Origin of the sequence: Rubinisphaera italica (assembly GCF_007859715.1) — a bacterium.
GTDB lineage: Bacteria > Planctomycetota > Planctomycetia > Planctomycetales > Planctomycetaceae > Rubinisphaera > Rubinisphaera italica.
In genome coordinates this window covers 5,009,693-5,034,738 of sequence record NZ_SJPG01000001.1, presented here as the reverse complement: position 1 = coordinate 5,034,738, position 25,046 = coordinate 5,009,693, and the positions used below count along the sequence as shown (strand labels likewise).

Here is a 25,046-nt window from a genome sequence, read left to right as displayed (position 1 = left end):
TTGAAGGAGCCTCTTTGAACGCGCGGAAGGTCCAGTCTCACGCGCCTGCGATCTGGCGAATCGCATCCAGAAAGGTTTCGATTTCTTCTTCAGTCGTTGTGGATCCAAGACTGACACGAATCGTGCCTCCCAACTCCGTCGTTCCCAGATCTTCATGGACGAGCGGAGCACAATGGAATCCGGTGCGGACTTCAATTTGAAAATGCTGATCCAGAATCGTTCCCACAATTCTGGGATCCTGGTTTCGAAGATTGAAGCTGATGACATCGATCCGGTTATCCTTCGAATAAAACTGCGGATAGATAATTACCGACTCAATCTCTGCAAGCTCCTCCATGCACTTTTTGCTTAATCGTTTTCGCTTATCGAAATCTTCTCGAATCGATTCATTGGAAATTTCACTCAACGCTGCCGACAAACCGAGCAGGGCTGGTACTGCGAGACTTCCGGATTCATATCGGACTGGCAATTCAACCGGCTGTGTTGCCAGTTCACTCTGCGTTCCCGTCCCTCCAAACTGTAGAGGCAGAACGTGCTGTTCCATTCCTGGCCGCAGGTAAAGAAATCCGGTTCCTAACGGAGCCTGCAAACCTTTATGGCAGGGAGCTGCCAGAAAATCGCAATCGATTTTCTGCAAGTCGATTGGAAGATGTCCCACCGTTTGAGCTGCATCAATTAAAGTGGAAACATTAAGCCTTCGAGCCAGCCGACAAAGCTCTTCAATTGGTTGAATGATCCCCGTCACATTGGACGCATGTAGACAACAAATTAATTTCGTCTCTGGTCGACAGGCAGCGATTAATTTTTCAGCCGCTACGATTCCCTGCTCATCAGGATGCACATAAGAGAGACGTACACCTCGTTTCGTTTCCAGCATATTGAGAGGTCGAAGCACGGAATTATGTTCGAGTGTGGAAATGACGACATGATCTCCCTCCCCCAGGAATCCAAGCAAAGCGAGATTCAATGCTTCTGTTCCACCACCGGTAAAAACGATTCGACTTGCGGATTCGGCATTGAGTAAATTGGCCAGCCGGGCCCGACCATTTTCGATTTCACGACCGACCTGCATTGCCCGCTCATAACCACCACGTCCAGCACTAATGCCTTCATTCAGCAGATAATCGCGTACACGCCTTGCAACTCGTTCTGGCTTAGGGGCACTGGTGGCAGCATGATCGAGATAAATTGGTTTCTTCATGGAAAACGGCAGTCTCTACTGCTCTATCGAGTTTGGATTGTTGCAAGAGGTGTGACACTGCTGGCTTGCCCAGCAGTGTTGTATTCGACTTTGTATTTCTGAATAAGGGAGCATTTTGGCCTGGCTCTTATGGTGCGTCTGGACGAACCCTGCTGTTACTGATCGACCAGAAATATTCTCACATCGGGGTTGCCCTTTCAACGTCTGCTGCATCATTTATAATAGTGCTTTGCGACTCGCATCAAACACTTGATAACGTTAAATAGATCACCAAGATATGTCCATTGGCTACATTCCTGAATATCGCGGCCGTCCAGAAACCATAGAGAATCAAACACGCTTTCGAGTCTGGGCTCCTTTCAAATCTTCGGTCGAACTGGTTCTGCTTGAAAATGATGGCTCTCAATCCGCTCATTCAATGCAAGCCAGCGAATGGGGATACTTCGAACTGACCGTGCCTCAATTGGCGAATGGATCTCGCTACGCTTACCGCATGGACAATGGGCCGTTGCGTCCCGACCCCTGTTCAATCTGGCAACCGGAAGGAGTGCATTTGCCTTCCGCAGTTTACGATGCGGCTGCCTTCTCCTGGACCGATGACAACTGGCAACCGATTCCTCAATGTGATCTGGTCTTTTATGAATTGCACGTCGGCACATTTACAGACGAAGGCACCTTCGAGGCTATCATTCCTCGTCTCCAAGCGTTGAAAGAGCTTGGGATTACTGCGATTGAACTACTGCCGGTGGCTCAGTTTCCCGGAGATCGGAACTGGGGTTACGACGGCGTGCATCCCTTTGCTGCTCAAAACAGTTACGGGGGACCGGCTGGCTTACAACGCCTGGTCGACGCTGCTCATCAGAACGGGCTCTCAGTCATTCTGGATGTCGTTTACAACCATCTGGGACCGGAAGGAAATTATCTTGGAGAATTTGGCCCCTATTTCACGGGAACTTACTCAACAGCCTGGGGCGAGGCGCTGAATTATGATGGACCACACAGCGATCCCGTGCGGCAGTTTTTTCTAGAAAATGTCTGGCATTGGATTCATGACTTTCATCTCGATGGCCTGCGGCTCGATGCGGTCCATTCCATCTACGATAACAGCCCGGTTCATCTCCTGACGGAAATCAAGCAGGTCGCAGATGCCGCGGCGAAGGCTCGATCAAGTGAAGCGATCATCATTGCTGAAAGTTTATTGAACGATGTCCGCATGATCCGCCCTCTCGAACAAGGGGGTTACGGACTGGACGCGGAATGGAATGAAGATTTCCATCATGCGGTGCAGGCAATAATGACCGAAGAACGCTCGGGAAAATATTCCGACTTTGGAGAGGTGCGGCATCTGAAAACAATCTTTGAAGAGAATTTCAGTCTCAACGGGCGTTACAGTCAATTTCGACAACAACGCTGGGGAGCCTCTGCAGCCGGATTCGCAGGGGCACGTTTTGTCGCCGGCATACAAAATCACGACCACATCGGAAATCGAGCCCAGGGAGAACGATTCTCCCAATTGATGTCGCCAGCCGAGTATCGACTGGCAGCCTGCCTCTCATTATTGAGTCCCTTCCTTCCCTTGATTTTCATGGGGGAAGAATATGGCGAGACCAGCCCGTTCCCGTTCTTCTGTTCGTTTCAGGATCTCAAGCTGATCCGTAATGTCAGAAAAGGTCGGAAACGCGATTTCGGTTTCGGGCGCAATGTGCTCGATCCCCAAAAGGAATCAACCTATGAAGCGGCGAAACTCCAGTGGTCCTGGGCAGAGAAATCCGAGCAAGCCGGATTCAGGCGAATGTATCATGATCTTTTACAAGCCAGAAGAAACTGGCCAGCACTTAAAAACCCACAAACAAGAACCGCCCACCTGCGACCTGATGAAGAAAACACAACCATCCTGGAATGGAAATACGAATGTGAATCGCAAACGCTTGAATGCCTATTCAACCTGACGCATCGCGTGCAAACAATTGAACTCAATGAGCAAAAGATTCTCTTCCAGTCGGAGGATCAACTCTACACATCGAAGACGAATAACAAACCTTTATCGACAGGATACCTTCGTCCGTTCGAGTGCGTGGTGTTAAGTAACTTGCCTTGGCCAACACTCTGAAAATAATTCTCAAGCGGCTTTTTTCCAAAGCGATTCTATCGCCTGAAATAATTCCGGATACTCGAAGAGTTCACGGACTTGCCGTTCGCTCTCTGAGGGATGAGTTTGTTTCGAATCGACTTCGGAAATATCAGCGGTTTCTTTCTTCTCTGCACCGATGACGACGCGTGGAATGGTTGATTGTTGATCCTCGACGGAATCGGGCATGATGCGGAACTTCGCATTCATAACCAGAATGCTTTCAGCCTGATCGGGAGCGCGATACTGAAACTGCTGCCACGATTTGACCGAAGTCACTTCAGTCCCTTGGGGCGCAAGCACAGCTTGTAAAACCTCTGCGGTTTCAGGTTGTGTATCGAGAACATACAGACGGCGGGGGCTTTGCACGAGTTCCTCCTTGAACTCCAGTTCCTGGTCACACTTTGCCAGATGAGACTTCCATGTCCGGGCAGGTTGGCAAAGAGATGCGGAGAGTACAGCGTCTGCCGGTTTGTGTCAAAAGCAAAATTGAGATCGGAAACCGGTTTCTCTCAGGATATTCAAAAATCATTGCAAGCATCATCAACTGCTGATTTGATTTTCAGAATATCATTGACTACCGGAATACTGCGAAATTGTGGAAGACACCCTAAAAAATGGCGTCCCAGATATTCGGGGACGCCATTTTGACTTGTCGCAAGTCATGTGAGCATCAGCTCTTAAAGATTTCAGCAGGTCGAGTCCATTTTTCCTGGGAGAATTCGCGAGTGAATAAATTTACTCAATAATTTCCACTGCTGTTGCCCGCGGTCCTTTGGGGCCTTCTTCCTCTTCGTAGGTCACACTCTGGCCAACTTCAAGGGTTTCAAACTGGGAATTCTGCAAAGCCGATAAGTGAAAAAACAGATCGCCACGGTCGCCTTGAATGAATCCAAACCCCTTGTCAGTCACCAGCTTTTTAATTTTGCCCTCAGCCAACTTCCACTCTCCCTCCCACAGACCGCACCCATCGCAATTGATACGTGCTGCCTGCGGATGTGGCAGAATGGACAAACACGCACCACGGAAAACTGAATATCTGCTGTTGGACAAATCAACGGCAGTGAATCCGAGTTATCAATTTTTATCCGAGTTTCCTCGAAGCGTGCGTTTGGACACTTAGTCAAACGAGTCACATCGACTTATTCGGATGGATCAAGTCTACAGGTCATGTGAAAGTCCGTCTACGAATTTTTTAGAAAATTCCAAATTTAGGGGATTGTCATTTCATAGGACATGACTATGAGCAGCATCACTCATACTCGTAACAAAATAAAAGTCATTAAAAAACAGGGTGGCAGGGGCGCTCTCGAAGAGAAGCCCCCGAAGGTAGAACTTCCGGGGGCTTCTTTGATGAGTCAGAACTAATTAAGTAGATCAGGCATGCTCCGTTCAGGAACGACGTTGTAAAAGCGGTGTATTCGATTTCACGTCGCTGCTATCGGCAATGTTAACCCAGACGTGGACGTGTGGAGCGCCACGATAATGCCATACGAACGACGGGCCTTCCAGTCGCCAGTTGTCCCACACGCGGTCCTTGCCGATATCTTTATCGGTATAATACGAAAGTGAGCAGGCATCGAGTCCCCCCTGGCTTTTGAGACACTGAGCGACTTCTTCCTGATCGATTTGACGGTACATTTCCACCAGTTTCTGCAAGGTTTTCTGAAGTGCCTCTTTTTGATCGCTCGACATCTCGCTGACTGGCAGGCCGGTCGTGCGACCACTGCTTCCCTGAAATGCGATGGCACCTTCACCCGGAGTGCGGGCGACTTCGGCTTGCTTACGTTGCTTGCCATCGAGCATGGCATACACTTTGTTCGCTTCTAAAGCCTGATCCCAGAAAACGTTCTCGGTATGATTCGGCCCCTCGTTAAATTCTCCCAGTGGATCGTGCCCATAAAAAATGGGTCCGCCAAAGGCAAGATGATCCGAGGAGTTTCCATCGCAACGCAAGGTCAAGTGACGGCCTGTCATTACAAACTCAAACTTGTCACTGTCAGGGTTTCCAAAAATCGCGATGGACTGATTGTCTCCGAAGCCGCCGTTGTCATCTTCGATCTGTTTGTAATAACGGGCATGCCAGTCGGGATTAACGATACCTTCGAATATCGTACGAACCATATCCTGTTGTTCGTCCGTAAAGAATCGGCTGCGAACTTCCGGCTTAGTAATCTGCCAGTTGTTGCTCACATGCGAACGCAATAACCCACGACCTTTCTCGGTATGATCCCAGTCAAACACAATCGCTTTACGCTGCGTTTCATCGAGTGACGAATACAAATCCTTTACGGCTGATTCCGAAACCACTCCCATTTTCTTTGCGGCTTTATTGACGTCAAACAAAGCAGCCGAGATCGTATTCGGCACAACCAGCCCGGCCGCAGCGGTTAATCCGGTCGCAAGAAAACGGCGTCGGTCGCAGTCCGTTATTGAAGTTACGATTGGTTGGGACATCGAAATACTCCTCTGATATGGGGTTGCCGCGGAGATCGAAATTCGAATCAACAGTATACAATATGAAGGAGTCGATTCGAAAGTCTAATGAGGCTGCTCTCGAAGAGAAGCCCCCGAATAATAGTACTTCCGGTAAAGGCTATTGACGTGGCAACTCAGGCCATTACGGTTTCAATCCTCGTTTGATCACCGTGCCAACTCCGGCAATTGCACAGCCAATCATTAGACCAAACGCATGAGCGGCGTTGGCAATCGGGCCGATCAGTCCCGTCATACAAAGGAAGAAGAAACCGATCATCAGATAGATGGTGAACTGAGGCAGCGCGATCCCAGCCTCCGGTTCCAGTGTTCCCTTAATCCAGATGTAGCCGAAGAGTCCGTAATTGACACCCGACATTCCTCCAAACGAAGGATCTGGTCTCCACTCGAGTAGAGGGACGCGAAAATAATATTCGCCCACATTGGAAAGAACCCCAATCACAAGCACCATCAACAGAAACCGCCAGGAACCTAAGCGAGGCTCCAGCATCGCTCCAAATAAATAGAGACAGTACATATTGAACAGCAGGTGAAATGCATCGAAATGGATAAATACAGGCGTGAACAGTCGCCAGATTTCTCCGGCTCGAACTTCCTGGAACCCTGGATACCAGGCGATTTCCGTTGGGCTGATAATACGATATTCGCAAATCGAAAAGTCGGCTCTGGAAACAGAGCCGTAATCATTCTGGTTGAGAATCGTCAACAGAGTGATGATGACACTGGCAATGATTAACAAAGAAGTGACTGAAGCGGTTGTGAGTTGAGGAGGCTGCATTTGACGACGGATTTTCATCCGCTGCCGAATCACTTCAAGCGCCTGTTTCTCCTGTTCTGCTCGCAAACTCGAGGCTAACTGGGCTCCCTTACTGAAATGGTCGGCTTCGGGATTCTGCTGGAAAGCTTCAAATTCGGACTTCGCTTTCGGCAGATCATCCTCATTGACAATCCAGATCTCCCACGCGCTCTCAACCTGATCGACATTCGATTCCACACTCTGGGACAACAGATAATCCCGGAATTTGTTCGCAGCTGACTGTGAGTCCAGCGTTCCGAGCTGTCTCATGCAATATCCCCTCAGTTCTTATTCAATACATCTCACTGGAAAACCAGATCATAGGCCATCCTGCGATGTGAGTATAAGTACTCAAATCGAATTTCTCCAAGTTCGCTCAAAACAGTCGGAAAAGTGCTGAGAAAACGATAATTATTCATGTTCAGTCATTTATGATTATTGTCTTGGATACTATTCGTGCCAACATGTTAGAATCGTTCAGGATCGAATATGTATTTCTGATCGCACGAAGACCTTTGCGGATGATCGAAAAAACAATGTTTAAAACATTTCGAGTACTGTTGATTGTCTGCCTGATTGTTCAACTCGCAGTTGGGCCGATTTGGGCATGTGCATGGGATTACGATACGCTTACCATGGAGCGTCTGGAGTTCCCAGATGCGCTCGAATTGATTACTGGAAAATTTCTGCGGCACTCTTCTGAGTTTTATGAATGGAGAATTCAGGATCGTAAACAGAAACTGGAACAGGATCCCAGTGTTCTCGCTTACTACGATGACCTTGCTGTGGCTTATGACAAAACTGGCCAGCATCAAATGGCGATCGAAACCATGCAGGCCAAGAATGCGATTGAACCGAATCTGTACGAAACTGAAGCGAACCTGGGTACGTTCTACATTCATGCCGGTCAGTTGGAACAGGGAATCGAGCACATTAATAAAGCGATTGCCATCAATCCAGAGGCTCATTTCGGACGGGAAATCTATCAGCAGGATCTGGTCAATTACGTTCGCTTGAGACAGAAAGACGGTAAAACGGTTCTTCCATTACAAAACCAGTTTTCAGAGGAGGATATCTTTGATTGGCCTGTTCTCAATTTCAAGGACTATATCCTCAAAGTTCATGCAGTCCCCGATTCAGATAGTGAACCAGCTGTAGAAAACATCAATGAGGAATTGAGAAAAGCTCTCAAAGGGATTCAGGGGATGATGCGGTTTGGTCATTATGATTCCCCGATCTTACTGGAAGCGTTAGGGGACATACTCAGCAATATTGGTGAAAGGGCATATGGGAGTCAACAACTGGCAGCCAGGGCCTATTTAAAAGCTTCCTATGAAGTCGAAGATGAGGAGGTCAAGCAGGCTTATCGAAAGCTGGCTGAGGAAAGTCTTTCCATGCAATTGGAGTCCACATTAGGAGGCTATGGCAGGCAAGAACTGAGCTTGGATACGCTCGAAAAGTCTTTTCAGCAGGAACTGGCAGAAGCAAAAGCCTGGCACGACAATTTGCATCAAGATGAACTGCAATGGATTGAAACTGGTCAGGACGTCGACGCCGCTTTTGCCCAGAAATATTACGATGAAGTGACGCCCCTTGGCGACTATGCAAACAAAATTGAAGCACCAAAATCCATAAGAATGCTTGAACTATTTTTTGTATCTATGATTTTTTTTATAATTCTTTCAGGAATCGCTTTGGTTATTTTAGGTATTCGTAAATCGAAATATAAGGAAGACATCTTTAAGGGCAAATAGTGAAAAACGAATCATACTGAAGCCGACAATTTCTGCAAAACTCTGGAAATACTGAACAAGTACCGTATGATCATTTCTCAATAGCCTGAATCGAAAGCGTGCCGCTTGTGAATTCCAGGTCGAACTTCTTTTGCTCGAAGTTGTAGTTCTGTTTCACCAGTAAGCCGTTGACCTCCTCTGGGAGATTCGTAATCGTTTTTCCGGTCGCCTTATCGATCACCTGCAATGTCGGTTTGCGGAAGATCTGCTGTTCGCCATTTTCGTCACGAGTGCTGATTTCGACTTTGGCTCCGTAAACGAGAAACGGCAGTCGGGCCGGTTGTCCGGGGATCCAGCGGAGTCGATCGACTTCGGCGTTCCAGAGAACCTGTTGAGTTTTTTTGTCGACTGCAAACATCGGCCCATTGATGTCGGCTCCACTTTCGAAACCGAGATTCTGCGAGACCGATTCTGGTGAGGTCGTGATGTGCACATACCAGCATTGTTCATCTTCGAGGACATATAGCAATCGAGCATTCGTTTGGGGGGCATCCGTTTGAAAGAAGACGGGCGATTCCTGTTTCGGATCGAGGAATCGAACGGAATTCTGACCGACATCCAGCAAGACGAGTTTCTCGGAATCCAAAGCAGCCAGACTGACAGAACCTGAGACATCGAGAGACCACAGAATGGCTTGAGCCTGCAGGTCAAAGCCGATCAGGCGTCCGGATTGCTGGTCGATTCGTTCCCATAAAACGGCGATCGAACCGGAAAGTGCCCGGAGTTCGTCGTGCCGCGGAAGTGCCTGCTCGGTGAGGAGTGCCCCATCGGAAAAACGGTGCATTGCATAAGTGTCGCCGTGAGAATCGATGAGGAAGACGGACTGCTCGTTGGCCCAGACGATGATGTCATCTTCTTCAGGATGCTTAATCTCCCAGCGGGGCTTTCCGTTGATGAGATCATATAAAACGATGCGGTCGCGATCTCGCATTGGCAAATGGAAATCGACAGGCTGTGCCAGATGCCCGGACTCTTCCTGCCAGCCAATTTTCAAAGGCGTTAAGCCGAGGGTCTGCATTGCCGATGTGATCATAAATCCGCGACTGCCAGATGTCGAACTTTCTCCGTAGGTCGCCGACCACATTGGTTTCAATGGTCGGGAAGTCTCACCAGTTAAAGTGTTGAATCCAAACAGTTCGCCTTCAGATTGAAAGATCCCCAGGTGTCCGCAGCTATGTAGAAAATTCTGGCTCGATCGACCGATTTCTCCGAGATTGAGCCGCCATGCAGGATTGTCCTGGACGTTTCGAGCAATCAATTGGCTTTGAATTCGCTCCATGGAAAACAACCAGTACTTCCATGGCGAATCGGACGGGAGTCGCTTCTCAATTGTGACAGGATGATCTCCTCGTGTAGTCGCGGCAGCCTCGGGATCACTTGTCACCTGATAGGAGTAATTGACCGGAGCGAGGCGGTCGTTGGGAGTCGCTTCCCATGCAGAATCGTAGGCAGTCTTCCACTCATTCAACAACTGTTGACCGGTCTTCTCGTTCAGACAAATGGTTTCCTGATAATTACTTGCCAGTTGATCAACATACTCCCGAGCGGCTTCCCATTTCTGATTCTGCAGGAACAGTTCCGCCATGCGGGCCATCACTTCCGGACGTTGTGCATCGGAAGCATGCTGTTCCAGCCAGCTCAAATGTTTTTCGAGTAGAAGAGCATTCAACTGTGGGTTTAATAAACGACACAATTGCAGTCGATAACCGGGCTCCAATGCTTCGACCGCGAACAGTGGAGACAATTTCTGGAGTTTGGCAGCATCTGTCGTTTGTTCGATAATCTGATTCGACTCTTTGACCAGACTTGCCAGCGCATTGGAAGTGCCATCCTCGTGCAATTCCTGAATAAACCCGGTGGCATAGGCCGACAATGTGGCTCTGCGTTCTCCTGGCAGAATCATCAGCGCGTCGGTTTGCTCTTGCGAGACAAGCAGAGAGTGAATCACTCGAAATGCTTCGAGAGGTCGCTCCATGTGCAGCAGCGCATCGACATAACGGAACACGACTTCGGGAGCATGATCGGCTGAGACCATCAGTTCCGCCAGTTCCGAAATTGTGTCGGAGTCGAGATTGAGAACATCGTGGTCGGCATCGAGTAAGGTTTGCGTGATCAGTTTTGCGATCTCAGGGGATTTCTGGATTATGTACGACTGTTGAAGGTATTCGAGCCCCAGTTTTGTATTCCCCTGATGCAACTCCAGTTGACCAGAGAGAGAAAGGCGAATGGCTTCGGGATTCTGCTCACTTTCAGAATTGATTCGTTTTTTTACATCGGCCAGAGACGCGAATGCGATCAATTGTCCTGTAGAAAATGAGAATAACTGATCGTCGACCGCCAGCAGATTTCCGAACTGCAAATCCGGCTCGGGAATCGTTGAGGCCAGGATGTGCCCCGTTTTGACGTCGATCGAAAGCAGTTCGCCATTTTTTAAGGCGAGTTGATAAATCGAATTTCGAAAAACACCTCGCCCGGCTGGTTCACTGGAAATCAAATCCCGTCTCCAGTTTTCGAGGCCGCTTTGAGTCAACGAGCGGATCACCGTATTTCCGACAATCAGAATCTGACCATCAGGTGTGACTTCGGCATACATGCCATCACGACGAGGCTCAACCCAGCGAACCTGGCCTGTCATCACATCCAATGCAATCAGATCGCGACTGTCAATCGGCGTGAGTAACACGGTTTGATCGACCATTAACGGAACCGTTTCCTGCCAGTGAGAACCGTCCATGTATCTCCCACCCGTGAAATCGATCTGGCGACGATCTTCTGAGGGATCTCGATGTCGACGTCCGAATGGAAGGTCATATTCAAGCTGTTCAGGCTTGCGAACGGCATAAATACTGATCCAACCGATTTCTCGCAGTCCGATATCAACCGCCATTACACTGCCGGCATTCGTCGGACAGATAAGATAAGGAGCGGCATAAGTGGGCATAGTTCCGGCGATGCGTCGTGGACGATCCGCAGTAATTTCTAATTCCGGGTGAGCCAGCGGCTGAATCCAAACCGCTTCTCCGGTAGCTGCATCCAACTCGATCAGAAACATTTGAGAGCCGTTTTCCGACTGCACAAACAAACGTCCCTGGACTGTGACTGGTGGCCCCAGGAAGTAATGCCCGGTCAGCAGATTGGCATTCATGTTGTTGGAACTGCGACCAACTTCCCAGATCAATTTCCCAGTCTCGATATCAAAAGCCGAGAGAAGATTCGATTCGGTTGGGATCAGAGCATGATTTTCCGTACTGACCTGCAGGCTCGTTCGCGCGTTTAACGAGGCCAGGCCAGTATTTCGCACGGCAAATACCGTATTCCCATCACTGCTCAGTGTGCCAGTTGTCAAATCACAAAACAGGTGCTGAATCGCATAATGATGCAATTCATTATCTGGTCGGGCATCGACACCAAACCGCCCCAGCATTTCTTCATTGAGCAGAAATTCCAGCGAACGATCGGTGGTCGAGGATTTCCAGAGTAACGAACCATCCTGACGATCAAAGGCAGCCATCGAACCAAAGCCAGCCACCAGAATATGATTCTTCGTTACGATGGGATTTGGAGCAGGTAGCGTGACAAAATTCCGTTCCCGAACTCCACGAGAGACTCCTTTGAGTAATGCTCGAAATGCCTCCGTATGCCGGAGCGTGTCGTCGAGCAAGACCTCCGAGGCATCAATCTTCCAATCGATGAGAGGCAGCATATTGAATTCGGAAGAATATCGATTGCGTTCAGCCGTACGACGAAAGTTACGCCACTCGGGATCCTCCGCAATTTGCGGTGTATCGGGGGAAGAGTTGATGGATTCAGCCAGCATCTCCTGCAGTTTATCAAAGGTGATCGGCTCTCCGCCGACATTCATTGGCGATTGTTGCACATGCTCCTGCAGGTATTGGATCGCAACTTTTGCAGAGTATAAATTCGCCAGACAGATCGATGTCTGTAACTCCAGCCAGGGTGAGAACTGATTGGCGTGCCTTTCGACTTCCTGCAGTCTCAAATAATAAAGACACCCCGTTCGAAAATCTCCTCGATCGTAGTAGTGACTGGCGAGCCGGAATGTGGCGATGCCTCCGGAATTGGTGTGCAGAAATCGACGCGATGCTTCCAGCAGATAATGTAACTGACCAGACTTATCATACTGCGCAATCAAATGCCGGCATTGAGGATCGTATTTCAGATTGTAAGCTGCCAGTATTGAATTGGGCAGTTCTTCAACCCAACTCAACATCTGCAATTTGAGGCTATCCGATTTTCCAGACTCTTCCATGATCAGGAAATCAGCCGGGTTATCCAGAATCGCCTGCAGAGCGACCGCTGCATCAATCGCACGATCTTCAGAAATTAGCGTTTCCAGCGATTCGAATTTTCGACGAAATTCATTGTCCGCCTGCACGAGATACCACATCGAGGCATCATCGGGATCTTCTTCAGTCTCCGAAAAAAAGTCCGGGACATTTTCTTGTGGTTGTGCGAAACAAGCATTTGATGAAATGGAAACATTCAAGCCGCTGAAGATCAGCAGCGCGACACATAACCAGCAGATTCGGGAGAGAGCAAAATTCAACGAACAGGCAGTACGTTCTTTCGTTAGCGAATTGAGGATCTCAATAAATGACATTATGCCTGCTTCAGGTGGGAGCCGGTGTAACCGATCAGGAGGTTTCTCTGCGAGCAACAGTACACATTGATTTTAGCCGGAGACGCCCTCCATCTCAATTGGGGAACTGGGAAACGGAGCTGAATTCCTCCAGATGGATTTTCACCGATTCCCCCAGCGCTTCCAGATGATAACCCCCTTCGAGCAGGGATACGATCCGACCTTGGGCAGAGGAGTTCGCGATTTCGTTCACGAGTCTGGTCAGTGAACGGAAATCTTCCGACTTCAATCCAAGTGAGCCAATCGGATCCCGTTCGTGGGCATCAAACCCGGCACTGATGAGCACGAGTTCCGGGCGACACTCTTGTGCGAAGTCGCCTAAAGTTGCCGAGACGGTGTCAAAATATTCTTTCCTGCTGGTGTTCACCGAAAGCGGAACATTGCAGATGGTCCCCAGGCCTTTGCCGGAGCCTGTCTCCTCAGGATGCCCTGTTCCCGGATAAAAGGGATGTCGATGGACCGAGTAAAACCAGATCTGCTCATCCTCATAGACCAGATCCTGAGTTCCATTTCCGTGATGGACATCCCAGTCGACAATCAGGACACGACGTAATCCATGATGTTCGACCGCTCGCCGTGCCGCTGTCACGATGTTATTCATCAGACAAAAGCCCATCGCGGTATCTGACACCGCATGATGCCCCGGCGGTCGAATTGCACAGAAGGCCCGTTTTGTTTCTGTTGTCAAAACCTGATCGGTCGCCAACATCGCCGTTGCAGCGGCCAGTTTCGCCACCGCATAAGAGTCTGGAGAAACAACCGTATCGGCATCCCAGCGCCCTCCGCCGTGAGCAGCGAACTGATCCAATTGATGCAGATAAGCAGAGTCGTGAACTTTGTTCAGAAGTGATTGAATTTCTTCAGGCAACAGTCCGGCTTTTTCGACCGCCTCAGCTGCGGATCTCTTTTCCAGTCCGTCAATCGGCTGCGACAATGCTTTCTGAATAGCAACCAATCGCTGCGGACATTCCGGATGACTTCCCGTGCGGTGCTCCTGAAAAAAGTCATCCTGATAGAGCAAACACTGTGGCTTCTGCTTTGTAGGAACCATGTTCGACCTTTATGCTCATGGAAATCTTTTCTGTCCAAATCCTATCATACGAAATTTTGAATCAAATCGTGCGATGCCTGGCCTGATAACCATTAAATAACCATTAAATAACCATATCCGTTGGAGACACCATGTTTTGTATCAATGTCGTGCTGAGAGTTCATGAGGAATCAAAAGCCAATGAAATCACAGATTTGCTCCGAAAAGCGGGTCAGCTCTCCCGGTTAGAGCCCGGCTGCCTGCGTTTTGAAGTTTATCACGACAACAACGATCCTCAGAACCTCCTGCTTTGCGAACACTGGGAGGACAAGGAGGCCTGGGAGGTTCACAAGCATGCCGAAGCTTTCACCACCATTTACCAGCCCCAGGTACTCCCTCACGTAGACCGCACCCCCTATTTCTGCAGTTTAGTCGAATAATGCGACGCTCTGGGGGGCTACACAGAGCTCCGACCCCAGCCACCCAGATAGGAATTTTCCCGGTTTATCCCTTTTCCGTGTCCCCTGAATCGTTCGGCTTTCGCTGTAAGAGTATGAGACATAACTGAATGTCAAAAACAAGTACTTTTCAATACGAAAGCGAGCAGGACGATGAACACACTTACAAGCACAACAGGAATGAAACTGGTTAAAGAAGTCAGCAAATTGCGATCTGCCAAGCAAGCTCCACAAGGACGCTGCTGCAGCTCATGTCGATCTTGCCGTTCTTGCCGAAGCTGCCGCTCTTGCCGTAGCTGTAACAGCTGCCGCTCATGCCGCGGAGGCGGTTGCCACTAGAGCGTTCCGCTCTACCGGGTGCAGTCGCTTGGACGTGAATAATGAATAGGACGTCCCATTTGCTCTGGCAGAAAATGAAATTGAAGAGTTAATCATCTGTCTTGCACAGCCGGAAGGACAATTGCGTCTGACCGGCTGTTTTTCGTTTGAGGCGAGCCGAGCCAGTTATGGCTCGGGTATTCCCATAATCATTGTCTCCCCAACGACAACCTGGAGCACATCAGTAAAATGTGATGTAACCTCCGCTAAAACAAGGCCATCTTGACCTGAAATGCAGAATGCCCGATAGTTCGCGATTGAGTTAATATTCTGCCAGCGAAGGGATTCAAGGCATGGAAGTCTATTTTTCAGTCGGCGAGCCAAGTGGCGATGAACATGCCGCTGCGTTAATACGTGAAATCAAAAAACGAAATCCCACCTGCCGATGTGTCGGCTATGGGGGAGACGATATGCAGGCCGCGGGCTGCGAGGTCTTTTTTCCGCTCACCACAATGGCCGTCATGGGCATTATGCAGGTCCTTCCGCTTCTCCGAAAATTCTGGGGACTCGGGCAGGCTGCTAGGAAATACTTCCGCGAAAATCGACCCGATGCGGTCGTCCTGGTCGATTTCCCCGGCTTCAACTGGTGGATTGCTCGATATGCCAAGCAGGCGGGAATTCCCGTTTACTACTACATGCCCCCCCAATTGTGGGCCTGGGGTGGCTGGCGTGTGAAACGGATGCATAAGTATGTCGATCATGTGCTCTCCGGGCTCAATTTTGAGACGGAATGGTATCAGAAACAGGGTGTGAATGCTCAATTTGTCGGGCATCCCTTCTTTGAAGAAGTGGCTCAGCATCCCGTCAGTCCCAGTCAAATCAAGCAGTTACGACAGAACCAGAAAAAAGTCATTGCCTTACTTCCCGGTTCTCGCACGATGGAAGTGACGATGAACTGGCCTGCGATGATGGCGGTTGCGCAGCGGATCAATCATCAGCATCCGGAATGCAGCTTTCTGGTGGCCAGCTATAAACCACATCAGCGAGAATTCTGCGAAGAGGAACTGGCAAAATTCAATACTGATTTACCGATCGAATTTCATACGGGCAAAACCTCAGAAATTATAGCAGCTGCAGATTGTGCGCTGATGGTCTCCGGTTCCGTCAGCCTCGAACTGATGGCCCGTTGTCTTCCGGCAGTCGTGCTCTACAAGGGTGGTTATGTGATGGGCACGCTGGCGAAATATCTCGTCAAATGCAAATACATGACTCTGCCCAACCTGATTGCCGGTCGGGAAGTGTTGCCCGAATTTCCTTATATGAACGGCGAGAATGAACGCGTGACCAAAATGGCCAGTATCATCAACGGATGGTTGAGGAACCCGCAGGAATTGGCCAGTGTACGCCAGGATCTGAAAGAGCTCTCGGAGGGAATTGCTGCCTCCAAAGCGTCGGTCACAACTGCCGAGTATTTGCTCGAATCGCTGGAAATTCAGCCTGAATTCAAGCAAGCCGCCTGATTTCAACAGCCCCTCATGCCGTTCATTCGACATGCCGACGATTCTGAGTTAAGTTGGAGTGTGACTATTGAATCACTCTCCAACTTAGATAATCGTAGGCTCACAATGTCATTAAAGAATCAGAATGTCGTCATTACAGGTGGTGGATCGGGAATTGGAGCAGCGACTGCTCGGGCTTTGGTCGATGCAGGAGCCAATGTCGTCATCGCTGGTCGAAATCTGGACAAACTCCAGGAAATTTGTAAGTACAAACCGGAATCCATGTTTGCGGTTTCCGCGGACGTGGCTGATCGATCGAGTGTTGACCAGTTATTTGCTGCAGCTCAAGAAAAGCTCGGCTCGATCGATATCCTGATCAACGCAGCCGGTATCAATGTTCCGAAACGCATGATGCACAATCTCGATCCCGCCGACTGGGATCGCATGATGGACATCAATGCGACTGGCACCTTCAATTGCATGCGACTCGCGTTGTCGCAAATGCGGGAACGTAAAGCTGGAACGATTATCAACATCTCCTCCGTGGCTGGGATTCGAGCGGCCGCCTTAGGTGGAGTTGGTTATAACGCATCGAAATTTGCCGCGACCGCACTGGGGATTTCAGCCGGCGACGAAGAAAAAGAGCACGGGATCCGCATCACGAATATCTATCCCGGCGAAGTCGATACACCAATTCTGGATAATCGTCCGAGCCCTGTGACCGACGAACATCGCGCAAGAATTCTGCAACCGGAAGACGTCGTAGCAACGATCATGCTGGTCCTGCAACTCCCTGCTCGTGCCCGCGTTCCCGAGTTAACCATCATCCCGACAACACAGTCATTCATCTAAAACTTGCGCCAAATGAAAGCCGGATTTCCGTTCATGATATCCGAGTTTATCATCGGTTCATTTCGTACGTTGGGTTAGCGGATCGCGTAACCCAACAACGCGGATTTCAATTCATCACCCGGCATCTTCGCATCGACCTTTGCTATCTGCCAGGAATTAATAAGGAAAATATTTAACCGGGTATTCCATCCTTAGTAAAGTAAAGTTCTTACCTCTTATCCAGACATAATTGTCTCATAGGTTGCCCGCCCTAAGACGTCCCCACCCTGCGAAAAAGTAAACAAGCTTCTCATGTTCTGGCAAAACAAGAACCCTGCTGATCAATTCAGCAAGGCGAGTTCATGGAGTTTCCTGCTCGCCATTTGCATTTCTATTACACAGTCCATCGGTTGCAGTAATGGCAATCCCAATGGTGTGAATGCGATTCCTGTATCCGGTGTGATTACCTGGAACGGCGAACCTCTGGCGAACGCCAATGTGGTATTTCGACCAGCAGAACCGGTTGGAAATGGTCTGATGCAGGCGACCCGAGTCAGTTTTGACTCTGGTGATTTCCTGATCATTTTGCGCGAGTCGCTGGTGTCGCAGCACCGCAAAGCCCCCAGAACATTCATGGACTCTGCGTTGGACAATGTCGGTTGGTTTGTTGGTTTCTCTGAATTTGATCTTCATTGATCAAGTAAGTTTTGACCACTCTCTGGAGAGCGTGATTTCTGAGCCTGCTGATTAATTTCTTTCGACTCACTGCTCAAATCGCCCTCAGCGGCATTGCTTTGAGAATCTGGACTTTTCCCTGAGGGTTTCTTATTTGAGGCTTCAGATTCTTTGAAATGCTGACTGGAAATCATGTGAACGGGGACACCATTGGGAAAGACTACTTCCCGGGCTTCATCTGGCATTGAAATGCCTGCTTCATCAAATGCCTGCTTGACTAATCGGATAATAGCGGAATTCACTTTTAGCGAGCTGTATTTTGCGATATCTATCCAGAAATAAATGCGCAAATTCACCGTTGAAGCCCCTAAGTTTTCAACGAGCACAAGCTTATCAAGCTCTTGAACGATGGCGGGATGCTTTGACAGAACCGACATGGCCACCGACTGAGCCAGCTCGATGGAATCGTCGTAACCAATTCCTATCGTAAAATCGAAGCGGGCACTTGGATTAGCCGTGAAGTTCGTGATCGTCTGTTTGTAGATTGTTGCATTGGGAATTTGAACGTGATTTCCCTCCAGTGTCATCAGTAAGGTCGAACGTGTGTTTACGCTTTGCACATATCCTGTATACCCAGCCACTTCGATCAAATCACCACTGGCGAAGGGATGCTGCATACTGATCAAAATACTGGCCAAAAAGTTTTCTGCGATGTCGCGAAAAGCAAACCCCATCACCAGTCCGAGGATTCCTGTTCCCCCCAGAACAGTCATCGCCAGACGTGATAGTCCTGAAACCTTAAGGACCAGATAGAGTCCCAACAGAAAAACAGGAACCGCTATCGCTCGAGCGGTCACATCTCTCAACAGGCTGCTTTTCATCCGCCACTGCAACAAATAAGAAGCTGCATGAGAAGACCAGGACGTGACAAACCAGGTGACAATAATCAGGAGCAGGTTGACAGCAATTAATGGGCTGCTCTGTACTGTAGTTTTTCCCAAATCCCGCAGTTCTTCCCACGCTGGAGAAAGATCCCACATCGATCGTTCAATCAGCTGAATCCGATTGACAACGGCGACAACGTCCTGCGTATTGCCTGCCAATTGACCCGCCCATTCTCTATGTGACTCACTTCGAGTTTGACCACTCAGAAAGACAACCCCTTGATCGACTTTCACGTCTGGTTGCTCAAACCACTGTGTTGCCTGCAGGATTCTCAAGAGTCGTGTAGAAATCTCTGGGTCCTGAGCAAGCGGCTCGACATCGACTTTATCAGGAATTGCCGGAGCAACTTTATCCGTCGCTTCTGCGGTATCGACTTCGTTGGGAGGATTCTGTGCATTCACCACGTCTGAACTGACGAGGAAACCACATAAAATTGCGAGCCATACAGACTTCATCATTGAACAATTCAAATTGAATTTCCCGTGTCTTCCAAGGGGCAATAAATGATATTTATAGCAAATCCGCACTTCAAATGAAGGAGAATTCTTGGTACGGACTTACTCATCCAGGAGCAGGACTTATGGACAGGTCGGAGCCATACACATTGCAATGACCGAAATCATAACACGATTCGATGATGGTTTCCCGCAATGTTTTCCATTTCTATTTCACCACAAATTCTTGAAATGCAATACCGGAAACGGATTTCACCGATTCAAAATATTCGATGGAAATTGGAGTCAGAATCTCAAAATAGACTGAGACAATGACAGGTTGTGAGAAATGATTTCGTTGTAGAGGATCAGGTTTTGATCGAGCATAATCAGTGACTCTGTGCCTGAAGGTTCAACACCAAAAAACATCACGATCAATCACTGCTGACAATCGGTCTCATTTGCATCGATAACGGGAATGAGTATCCTGTGTATTAATGTTTCGTAGAACACTATACCCACTCACTCACAATCGAGCTCTCATGCCAGATAAGCCACTCGCACCCAAATCGAAAGTTCCTTTCATCGACTGGCTGCTGTTCGTTACCAACTTCACGTGGGCCTTCGGCATCTACCGGCTCATGATGCATCCGGCTGCCAATCCCGAAGATCGTACCGCTCAGCAAAACCTGGTCTGGTTCGGACTGATCGCGACCGTCATCGTCTTCGGTATCAGGATTTATCTGAAACGAAATACCAAAACCAGCTGAGGGAACTCTGCAATCAAACAACCGTCGACGGATCGATCAGTAGTTGGCTCAGCGGAAAACGGCATTCCCGATACGCAGCATTCGGAACCCAGACCGTTTGCCAGCGTGGCGAACGCTGCTTCATCACCTGGCGATAATCGTCGACCCACACTCCGTAGAAGTCGTAGCGTTTTTTGCGAAACTGGAGGAACGATTTCGATTCCGGATGTTCTGCATCAGCTGCTGATTCATAAGCAAATACCAGCAGACTCCGAAAGTCCGCTCCAAACACATCCTGCCATTTGATCAGAGCCGAGATATCTTCAACGGTCACCCAGTTTTCCCACTTCCGACCGCCTGTCCGCTTGCGACCCTTTACATCAATCAGCAGATTCTGCGAACCAGCCGAATAGACGATAAAATCCATCGATTTGAGCGAGACATCAGCCATCAAAGCCCGCCGGGTCTCATCGACCGCAACATAAGCCGTCCGCTGCTCACGCAGATAAGCTTCAAAGGCAGCTTCATATTGATTGGAGCGGATCATTGGACTTACTTTCACAAACAGGTCATGAACAATTGATCCTATCGGCTCCCTCCAAACCTGTCAATTCGTATAGAGCATTACTCCTTGATCGCCTGCCGCAACCCCTCACGAATTGTCGGGAACTTCAGGGACTGCATGAGTTCATCATGCATCCGATGGTTCTTGCAGCGTTTATTGAATCCACGATCCCCTTTGGGATCCGGTTTGTCAGCCGTGAAGACCGGAGCCGCAGCCTCAAGCAATTCGGCCAGCAGTGTATAATAAGCCCGACGAGTGATCGGTTCGTCATCGACGATCAAATACTTTTGATGTAACAACTCATTCACGCCCGCAGCCAGTACCGCCTGCACGGCATCCTCGACATGAATCAGATTCAGCCACGCCTCAGGATTTCCCGCTATCGGCTCGGACTGCTGACGTTCTTTCATACGAGCCAGCAGTCGATCCGGGCCATAGATTCCGGCAAGTCGCAAAACTGTCCCCGTGCATTCCGCATTCAGAACCAGTTGCTCAGCTTCCAGGCAAATCTGTCCATTCTCTCGCGTCGGCTCACAAACCGACTCCTCATCAACCACCGATCCATCCATCTGGCCGTAAACAGATGTGCTGGAAATGTAGATCATACGACTGACCCGCTGCTCCAGTTCGGTCAACACATTTCGCAATCCCTCCACATAAACAGCACGCATCGAATCCCCAGCCTTCCGATCGAGACCCACCGCATGCAGCACGACGTCTGCATCTGGCAAACTCTGCAAACTGGCGGCATCCATTACATTACAGACAATCGGCTGCAACCCCTGCTCGGCAAACTCCTGCGCCCGCTCTTCCGAACGCGTCGTCACCGCCACCGAAAACCCCTGCTCCTGCCAAGCCCGCGCAGCCCGGGAACCAAGATAACCGCAACCAATAATAAGACGATTGTAAGACATGGGCATTTAGGGTTTAGGGTTTAATTCTTCTGAAAGCTTGATGCGATCTTTTTTCAGTCAAGTTTGGCATCGCAAATTTCTACATTTACTGTGCAATTTTGGATTTCCAATTTCAACCTCGACAAAGAATCTTCAGTTTACACACGACTCAGACTGTCTTTGAGGATACAATTCAACCTTCAACCTTCAACCTTCAACCTTGCAACCTTCAAAAATGCCTACAGCCGAACAGTACCTCAAACCCGAAGTCATTCGCAATGTCGCTCGGCTCGACTTACGGGCGCGGTTCATTGTCGAAGGCTTTCTCAGCGGATTGCATGCTAGCCCGTTTCATGGGTTCAGTGTCGAGTTCAGCGAGCATCGTCGCTACTCCACGGGAGATGACCCGAAGGATATTGACTGGCTCGTGTATGCCAAGACGGATCGCTATTACGTCAAAAAATATCAGGCCGAGACCAACATTACCGGCTACCTCATGCTCGATCTCTCCGAGAGCATGGGCTACACCTTCCGCCAGCAGTTGACCAAATTCGAATACAGTGTTTCTCTGGCAGCCGCGCTGGCTTACATGATGATCCATCAGCAGGACCCCGTCGGCCTCGTCACTTTTGACGAAAAACTGCAGACCGTTCTCCCCGCGAAAAGCAGGCGGACCCAACTGGCCAGCATTCTCGCCCTGCTCGCCAAAGCCAAACCGACCGGCCCCACGGAAGTCGCTCAAGCCCTGAAATTATTCGCCCCGATGGTCCGCCATAAAAGTCTGATCATGCTCTTCTCGGATCTCCTCGTCGATCCCGAACCGGTCATGCACTCCCTCCGGATGATCCGCCATGCCGGTCATGATGTCATTCTCTTTCACGTGCTCGATGAAGCCGAAGTGACATTTCCCTTCTCGGGCTCGGTCGCCTTGCGGGACCCCGAAACCAACGAAGAAATGAAACTCGACGCCTCCGGCATGCGACGCGACTACCTCGATGCCATGCAGGCTCTTCGCGACCAGTACAAAAAAGACTGCCAGAACATGGGCATCGACTTCGTCCCCATCGACACCAGCCAACGCTTCGACAAAGCCCTCATCGAATACCTCTCCCAACGCCAGGCCCGCTTCTAGGAGCATCCTGCTCCACCCGATAGTTGTCCATGGACGCTGAGAGTTCCAGTCCGCTGAGTTTGCTCCTGCAGTTCGCCGTAGGATATTGTGGATGGCACTCAACCGCGTTCCAGATGAATACCGGAAAATTAACAAACCCGGGTGGCGGGGTTGCTCTCGAAGAGAAACCACCGAATTCTTGAACGTCGCAAGAAGTCCAAAGTGATTGCCAGGTTTCTCTATTTGATCCACTACGGCGAAACCTTCAATCCCGAAACAATGCGCTCGGCTAATCAGGCCCTGGAAGTTTACGATAATTACGATAATACGGTGTGGTCCAAAAACCTTTAATCAATACTCTTCCAATCGGTTGACGTTTGTTTCAACCAGACTCTACCCATATGATTATATGATGCGTGACTATCACCCTGCATTCACAATTCCATTCATTCGCAATTTATAAACTCACAGGAGTTGTCATGACAGAACCTCAAAAGAAATCGGCTCTCGTATCCGCCATTTTTGTCGGCGTTCTATCTCTGGGACTTCCCTGGATGACAATGGAGAGCGGGAACACCTTTCGAGGGATTGGATTTCCATTCGCTGGAGGAACCGTTGATGTTTCAGCTTTCAGTGGTTCCTCCACTTTTCTCGTGAAAATTCCCTTCTGGTTTCTGGTCTTTCTCTCGATTGCTGCGAGTGTCATTCAGTTGTTGAGAAACAACCCGTCTTTTGCCTTTCCTCAATTTATCAAATGGGGGATGGCGATTTTCCCAGTCGTCTGGATAAGCAGTACCATGCTGCTGGTCATCTTCTCCGCTCAGGCGACACTCGGCATTGGTTTAATTCTCGGCCTGGCTTCCGCACTCATTCCACTCATCTGTCTTTTCCTGCCCGCAGGCATTTCTGACAAATCAGACCCTCATAACGATGCGAATGGTGCCTGACAAACACTGGCAATAATAAAGCGACGACTTAGTGGATAGACTACCAAAATTCCAAAATTTCAGCGTAATTCCTAGCATTTAGGCAACATTCTTAGCGAATCCTACTTACTTCACTGAAAACAAGGAGGTCACTCTTCAACAAAATCACTTCTCAACTGCTCACGCATCTTGACTGCTGCAATTTAGCAAATCGGGATCAGACAAGAGACACTTTTGGGGTATCTCAACAAGTCGATTCTCTGTCTCACTTTACGATTCCCATGTGGGATATCTTGATGGATGTCGCCCTACAGGAAATGTTTGGAATTCGGCTACCACCCTCAATAAATCCCTGGGAAGGACTATTGGTATTGCCCGCTGGTTATCGCCTGCTCTTTTGTCTCAATCAAAAATACGCTCGGCAAGTCAGAGCCGACATCAGGAAACGCTATTTGGATAAGGATCGTCCAGAAGATTCGCTTTCGATATTCGCTGCCTATGGCTTACATATTCAAGACGATCTCATGCGCGAACGCGAAGGTCTCCAATTTCTTGCCAGGCAGGCAGATCATTTTTCTTCACAGGACAACTTCATTTTCATTGTTCAAGACTGTTGTTGAATTACCTTTAACCAGATCGACATGTATTACTGAAATCAACTGCTGTTCAATAGCAGTAAATAGATTCCCGTTCATATCCACACCCGCTGGAGTTCCAGATCTCACTGTCATCTGAGGGATGAATTTCACTTACGGTGGGGTTGTGGCATGAATAGCATCGAAAAAAACATCGGCGAATCTCAGAGCGTTATTGACCGGTGTTAAGCACGTTGTTCAATATCTTTCTTCTTTCGAGATGAAGTCTTGGCTGCTTTTTTCTTCTTTATTTTCGAAGTATCCTTCCTGCTCCCACCAATCATCTGAATGGCTGCCTGCAATTGTTCTGTGACGAACGCATTGAGGCTCTTTCCAGCCAAGGCAGCTGCAATGTTAATCTGGCGGTGCAATTCAGGCGGAATTCGGGTGACAAACTGTCCGGAAAATGGCTTGTCGGGAGACTCACCACGCTCGGTGCAGAATGCAAGGTAGTCATCGATCGATTCACGAAACGCTTTGCTCAACTCAACGACACTCTGGCCCTGGAATGTAATCACGTCGCGAGTGTTGATGATTTCCCCGTGGAAAATCTCCGCTTGGTCATCGAACTCAACTTTGCCGATGTAGCCTTTGTATTCCATCATGGAGTGACTCCCGATTCTGTCAGGAACCGCCTCATGGATTTGACGGCTCCCTTGTCGGTTTCTTTCTGTGGGTGTGGTCGATGAAAGATGGCGCGGACTCCATTCAGGGCGATCCGCACTCTTGATCCTGCCCCTTCGGTAATTTCGGCACCAGTCGACTTGAGCATCGCTTCAATATCCCGCCAGACAATATTCGACCTGACCGGATCCTCGAAAACTGCTGCCAGGGTGCGTCGATGTTTGGGTCCCATGCCAATTTCCATAGTATCACTGGGTGATACTGTCGTCAAGGTGCGTC

The 25,046-nt window shown here is 49.2% G+C and carries 22 protein-coding genes and 1 pseudogene; 11 read left to right on the top strand and 12 right to left on the bottom strand.

What is annotated here, in order from left to right:
• Positions 1 to 37: 37 nt before the first annotated feature.
• Positions 38 to 1,201 carry an aminotransferase class V-fold PLP-dependent enzyme gene (locus Pan54_RS19245; RefSeq protein ID WP_146505029.1) on the bottom strand — a complete coding sequence of 388 codons (1,164 nt, stop codon included), beginning with the start codon at positions 1,199 to 1,201 and terminating at the stop codon, positions 38 to 40.
• Positions 1,202 to 1,478: 277 nt separating this feature from the next.
• Here Pan54_RS19245 and treZ point away from each other — a divergent pair, with 277 nt between their 5' ends.
• Complete coding sequence (gene treZ / locus Pan54_RS19240) at positions 1,479 to 3,311, top strand: malto-oligosyltrehalose trehalohydrolase (protein WP_146505028.1); 1,833 nt, start codon at positions 1,479 to 1,481, stop codon at positions 3,309 to 3,311.
• Positions 3,312 to 3,320: 9 nt separating this feature from the next.
• On the opposite strand, the gene Pan54_RS19235 is transcribed toward treZ, so the two are convergent.
• The 4 genes from Pan54_RS19235 to Pan54_RS19220 form a co-directional block, all read right to left on the bottom strand.
• Complete coding sequence (locus tag Pan54_RS19235) at positions 3,321 to 3,698, bottom strand: hypothetical protein (RefSeq protein ID WP_146505027.1); 378 nt, start codon at positions 3,696 to 3,698, stop codon at positions 3,321 to 3,323.
• Positions 3,699 to 4,067: 369 nt separating this feature from the next.
• A complete protein-coding gene (locus tag Pan54_RS19230) occupies positions 4,068 to 4,343 on the bottom strand; it encodes a cold-shock protein (RefSeq protein WP_390621933.1) in 276 nt (91 codons plus the stop codon).
• Between the two features lie 378 nt (positions 4,344 to 4,721).
• Positions 4,722 to 5,786 (bottom strand): DUF3500 domain-containing protein, encoded by a 1,065-nt coding sequence (locus Pan54_RS19225; protein WP_146505026.1) that lies wholly within the window; start codon positions 5,784 to 5,786, stop codon positions 4,722 to 4,724.
• 163 nt (positions 5,787 to 5,949) lie between these two features.
• Positions 5,950 to 6,891, bottom strand: coding sequence for a rhomboid family intramembrane serine protease (locus Pan54_RS19220; RefSeq protein WP_146505025.1), 942 nt, complete (start codon positions 6,889 to 6,891; stop codon positions 5,950 to 5,952).
• Between the two features lie 266 nt (positions 6,892 to 7,157).
• On the opposite strand from Pan54_RS19220, the gene Pan54_RS19215 reads away from it, so the two are divergent.
• Positions 7,158 to 8,375, top strand: a complete 1,218-nt coding sequence (locus Pan54_RS19215; protein ID WP_165441865.1) for a hypothetical protein — start codon at positions 7,158 to 7,160, stop codon at positions 8,373 to 8,375.
• 70 nt (positions 8,376 to 8,445) lie between these two features.
• Here the strand turns inward: Pan54_RS19215 and Pan54_RS19210 are convergent, their stop codons facing one another.
• On the bottom strand, positions 8,446 to 13,035 hold the full coding sequence (locus Pan54_RS19210; RefSeq protein WP_146505023.1) for an outer membrane protein assembly factor BamB family protein: 4,590 nt from the start codon (positions 13,033 to 13,035) through the stop codon (positions 8,446 to 8,448).
• Between the two features lie 94 nt (positions 13,036 to 13,129).
• Positions 13,130 to 14,125 carry a histone deacetylase family protein gene (locus tag Pan54_RS19205; RefSeq protein WP_146505022.1) on the bottom strand — a complete coding sequence of 332 codons (996 nt, stop codon included), beginning with the start codon at positions 14,123 to 14,125 and terminating at the stop codon, positions 13,130 to 13,132.
• Positions 14,126 to 14,256: 131 nt separating this feature from the next.
• Between Pan54_RS19205 and Pan54_RS19200 the strand changes: the two genes are divergently transcribed.
• From Pan54_RS19200 to Pan54_RS19185, 4 genes are all read left to right on the top strand, one after another.
• Positions 14,257 to 14,544 carry a putative quinol monooxygenase gene (locus tag Pan54_RS19200; protein WP_146505021.1) on the top strand — a complete coding sequence of 96 codons (288 nt, stop codon included), beginning with the start codon at positions 14,257 to 14,259 and terminating at the stop codon, positions 14,542 to 14,544.
• Between the two features lie 689 nt (positions 14,545 to 15,233).
• Positions 15,234 to 16,400: a lipid-A-disaccharide synthase gene (gene lpxB, locus Pan54_RS19195; RefSeq protein WP_146505020.1), complete on the top strand. Its 1,167-nt coding sequence runs from the start codon at positions 15,234 to 15,236 to the stop codon at positions 16,398 to 16,400.
• A 105-nt stretch (positions 16,401 to 16,505) separates the two neighbouring features.
• Positions 16,506 to 17,231 (top strand): SDR family oxidoreductase, encoded by a 726-nt coding sequence (locus Pan54_RS19190; RefSeq protein WP_146505019.1) that lies wholly within the window; start codon positions 16,506 to 16,508, stop codon positions 17,229 to 17,231.
• Positions 17,232 to 17,522: 291 nt separating this feature from the next.
• On the top strand, positions 17,523 to 17,906 hold the full coding sequence (locus tag Pan54_RS19185; protein WP_146505018.1) for a hypothetical protein: 384 nt from the start codon (positions 17,523 to 17,525) through the stop codon (positions 17,904 to 17,906).
• On the opposite strand, the gene Pan54_RS19180 is transcribed toward Pan54_RS19185, so the two are convergent.
• A complete protein-coding gene (locus Pan54_RS19180; RefSeq protein WP_146505017.1) occupies positions 17,900 to 19,288 on the bottom strand; it encodes a mechanosensitive ion channel family protein in 1,389 nt (462 codons plus the stop codon). The genes Pan54_RS19185 and Pan54_RS19180 overlap by 7 nt on opposite strands.
• Before the next feature lie 518 nt (positions 19,289 to 19,806).
• On the opposite strand from Pan54_RS19180, the gene Pan54_RS19175 reads away from it, so the two are divergent.
• Positions 19,807 to 20,034, top strand: coding sequence for a hypothetical protein (locus tag Pan54_RS19175; RefSeq protein ID WP_146505016.1), 228 nt, complete (start codon positions 19,807 to 19,809; stop codon positions 20,032 to 20,034).
• Positions 20,035 to 20,047: 13 nt separating this feature from the next.
• Here Pan54_RS19175 and Pan54_RS19170 read toward each other — a convergent pair whose 3' ends face one another.
• Together Pan54_RS19170 and Pan54_RS19165 are read right to left on the bottom strand one after the other, a co-directional pair.
• Positions 20,048 to 20,560 (bottom strand): HYExAFE family protein, encoded by a 513-nt coding sequence (locus Pan54_RS19170; protein WP_146505015.1) that lies wholly within the window; start codon positions 20,558 to 20,560, stop codon positions 20,048 to 20,050.
• Between the two features lie 77 nt (positions 20,561 to 20,637).
• Positions 20,638 to 21,492 carry an SDR family oxidoreductase gene (locus Pan54_RS19165; protein WP_165441864.1) on the bottom strand — a complete coding sequence of 285 codons (855 nt, stop codon included), beginning with the start codon at positions 21,490 to 21,492 and terminating at the stop codon, positions 20,638 to 20,640.
• A 214-nt stretch (positions 21,493 to 21,706) separates the two neighbouring features.
• On the opposite strand from Pan54_RS19165, the gene Pan54_RS19160 reads away from it, so the two are divergent.
• The 4 genes from Pan54_RS19160 (at position 21,707) to Pan54_RS19150 (ending at position 24,128) form a co-directional block, all read left to right on the top strand.
• On the top strand, positions 21,707 to 22,603 hold the full coding sequence (locus Pan54_RS19160) for a DUF58 domain-containing protein (protein ID WP_146506496.1): 897 nt from the start codon (positions 21,707 to 21,709) through the stop codon (positions 22,601 to 22,603).
• A gap of 201 nt (positions 22,604 to 22,804) precedes the next feature.
• Complete coding sequence (locus Pan54_RS26610; protein WP_261343185.1) at positions 22,805 to 22,933, top strand: hypothetical protein; 129 nt, start codon at positions 22,805 to 22,807, stop codon at positions 22,931 to 22,933.
• Between the two features lie 128 nt (positions 22,934 to 23,061).
• On the top strand, positions 23,062 to 23,529 hold the full coding sequence (locus Pan54_RS19155) for a hypothetical protein (protein WP_146505013.1): 468 nt from the start codon (positions 23,062 to 23,064) through the stop codon (positions 23,527 to 23,529).
• 275 nt (positions 23,530 to 23,804) lie between these two features.
• Positions 23,805 to 24,128 carry a hypothetical protein gene (locus tag Pan54_RS19150; RefSeq protein WP_146505012.1) on the top strand — a complete coding sequence of 108 codons (324 nt, stop codon included), beginning with the start codon at positions 23,805 to 23,807 and terminating at the stop codon, positions 24,126 to 24,128.
• 302 nt (positions 24,129 to 24,430) lie between these two features.
• Here Pan54_RS19150 and Pan54_RS19145 read toward each other — a convergent pair.
• Together Pan54_RS19145 and Pan54_RS19140 are read right to left on the bottom strand one after the other, a co-directional pair.
• Positions 24,431 to 24,748 (bottom strand): annotated as a pseudogene (locus tag Pan54_RS19145) (type II toxin-antitoxin system HicB family antitoxin); the annotation flags it as partial.
• The gene (locus Pan54_RS19140; RefSeq protein ID WP_207310178.1) at positions 24,745 to 24,999 is read right to left on the bottom strand and encodes a type II toxin-antitoxin system HicA family toxin; all 255 of its coding nucleotides are present in this window, start codon (positions 24,997 to 24,999) and stop codon (positions 24,745 to 24,747) included. The pseudogene Pan54_RS19145 and the gene Pan54_RS19140, both read right to left, overlap by 4 nt.
• Positions 25,000 to 25,046: the final 47 nt, after the last annotated feature.

Excerpts from the sequence above, each read along its gene's own strand:
- Pan54_RS19245 (WP_146505029.1), bottom strand. The coding sequence starts at position 1,201 with ATGAAGAAACCAATTTATCTCGATCATGCTGCCACCAGTGCCCCTAAG.
- treZ (WP_146505028.1), top strand. The coding sequence starts at position 1,479 with ATGTCCATTGGCTACATTCCTGAATATCGCGGCCGTCCAGAAACCATA.
- Pan54_RS19225 (WP_146505026.1), bottom strand. The coding sequence starts at position 5,786 with ATGTCCCAACCAATCGTAACTTCAATAACGGACTGCGACCGACGCCGT.
- Pan54_RS19220 (WP_146505025.1), bottom strand. The coding sequence starts at position 6,891 with ATGAGACAGCTCGGAACGCTGGACTCACAGTCAGCTGCGAACAAATTC.
- Pan54_RS19215 (WP_165441865.1), top strand. The coding sequence starts at position 7,158 with ATGTTTAAAACATTTCGAGTACTGTTGATTGTCTGCCTGATTGTTCAA.
- Pan54_RS19210 (WP_146505023.1), bottom strand. The coding sequence starts at position 13,035 with ATGTCATTTATTGAGATCCTCAATTCGCTAACGAAAGAACGTACTGCC.
- Pan54_RS19205 (WP_146505022.1), bottom strand. The coding sequence starts at position 14,125 with ATGGTTCCTACAAAGCAGAAGCCACAGTGTTTGCTCTATCAGGATGAC.
- Pan54_RS19200 (WP_146505021.1), top strand. The coding sequence starts at position 14,257 with ATGTTTTGTATCAATGTCGTGCTGAGAGTTCATGAGGAATCAAAAGCC.
- lpxB (WP_146505020.1), top strand. The coding sequence starts at position 15,234 with ATGGAAGTCTATTTTTCAGTCGGCGAGCCAAGTGGCGATGAACATGCC.
- Pan54_RS19190 (WP_146505019.1), top strand. The coding sequence starts at position 16,506 with ATGTCATTAAAGAATCAGAATGTCGTCATTACAGGTGGTGGATCGGGA.
- Pan54_RS19185 (WP_146505018.1), top strand. The coding sequence starts at position 17,523 with ATGTTCTGGCAAAACAAGAACCCTGCTGATCAATTCAGCAAGGCGAGT.
- Pan54_RS19180 (WP_146505017.1), bottom strand. The coding sequence starts at position 19,288 with ATGATGAAGTCTGTATGGCTCGCAATTTTATGTGGTTTCCTCGTCAGT.
- Pan54_RS19175 (WP_146505016.1), top strand. The coding sequence starts at position 19,807 with ATGCCAGATAAGCCACTCGCACCCAAATCGAAAGTTCCTTTCATCGAC.
- Pan54_RS19170 (WP_146505015.1), bottom strand. The coding sequence starts at position 20,560 with ATGATCCGCTCCAATCAATATGAAGCTGCCTTTGAAGCTTATCTGCGT.
- Pan54_RS19165 (WP_165441864.1), bottom strand. The coding sequence starts at position 21,492 with ATGTCTTACAATCGTCTTATTATTGGTTGCGGTTATCTTGGTTCCCGG.
- Pan54_RS19160 (WP_146506496.1), top strand. The coding sequence starts at position 21,707 with ATGCCTACAGCCGAACAGTACCTCAAACCCGAAGTCATTCGCAATGTC.
- Pan54_RS19155 (WP_146505013.1), top strand. The coding sequence starts at position 23,062 with ATGACAGAACCTCAAAAGAAATCGGCTCTCGTATCCGCCATTTTTGTC.
- Pan54_RS19150 (WP_146505012.1), top strand. The coding sequence starts at position 23,805 with ATGGATGTCGCCCTACAGGAAATGTTTGGAATTCGGCTACCACCCTCA.
- Pan54_RS19140 (WP_207310178.1), bottom strand. The coding sequence starts at position 24,999 with ATGGGACCCAAACATCGACGCACCCTGGCAGCAGTTTTCGAGGATCCG.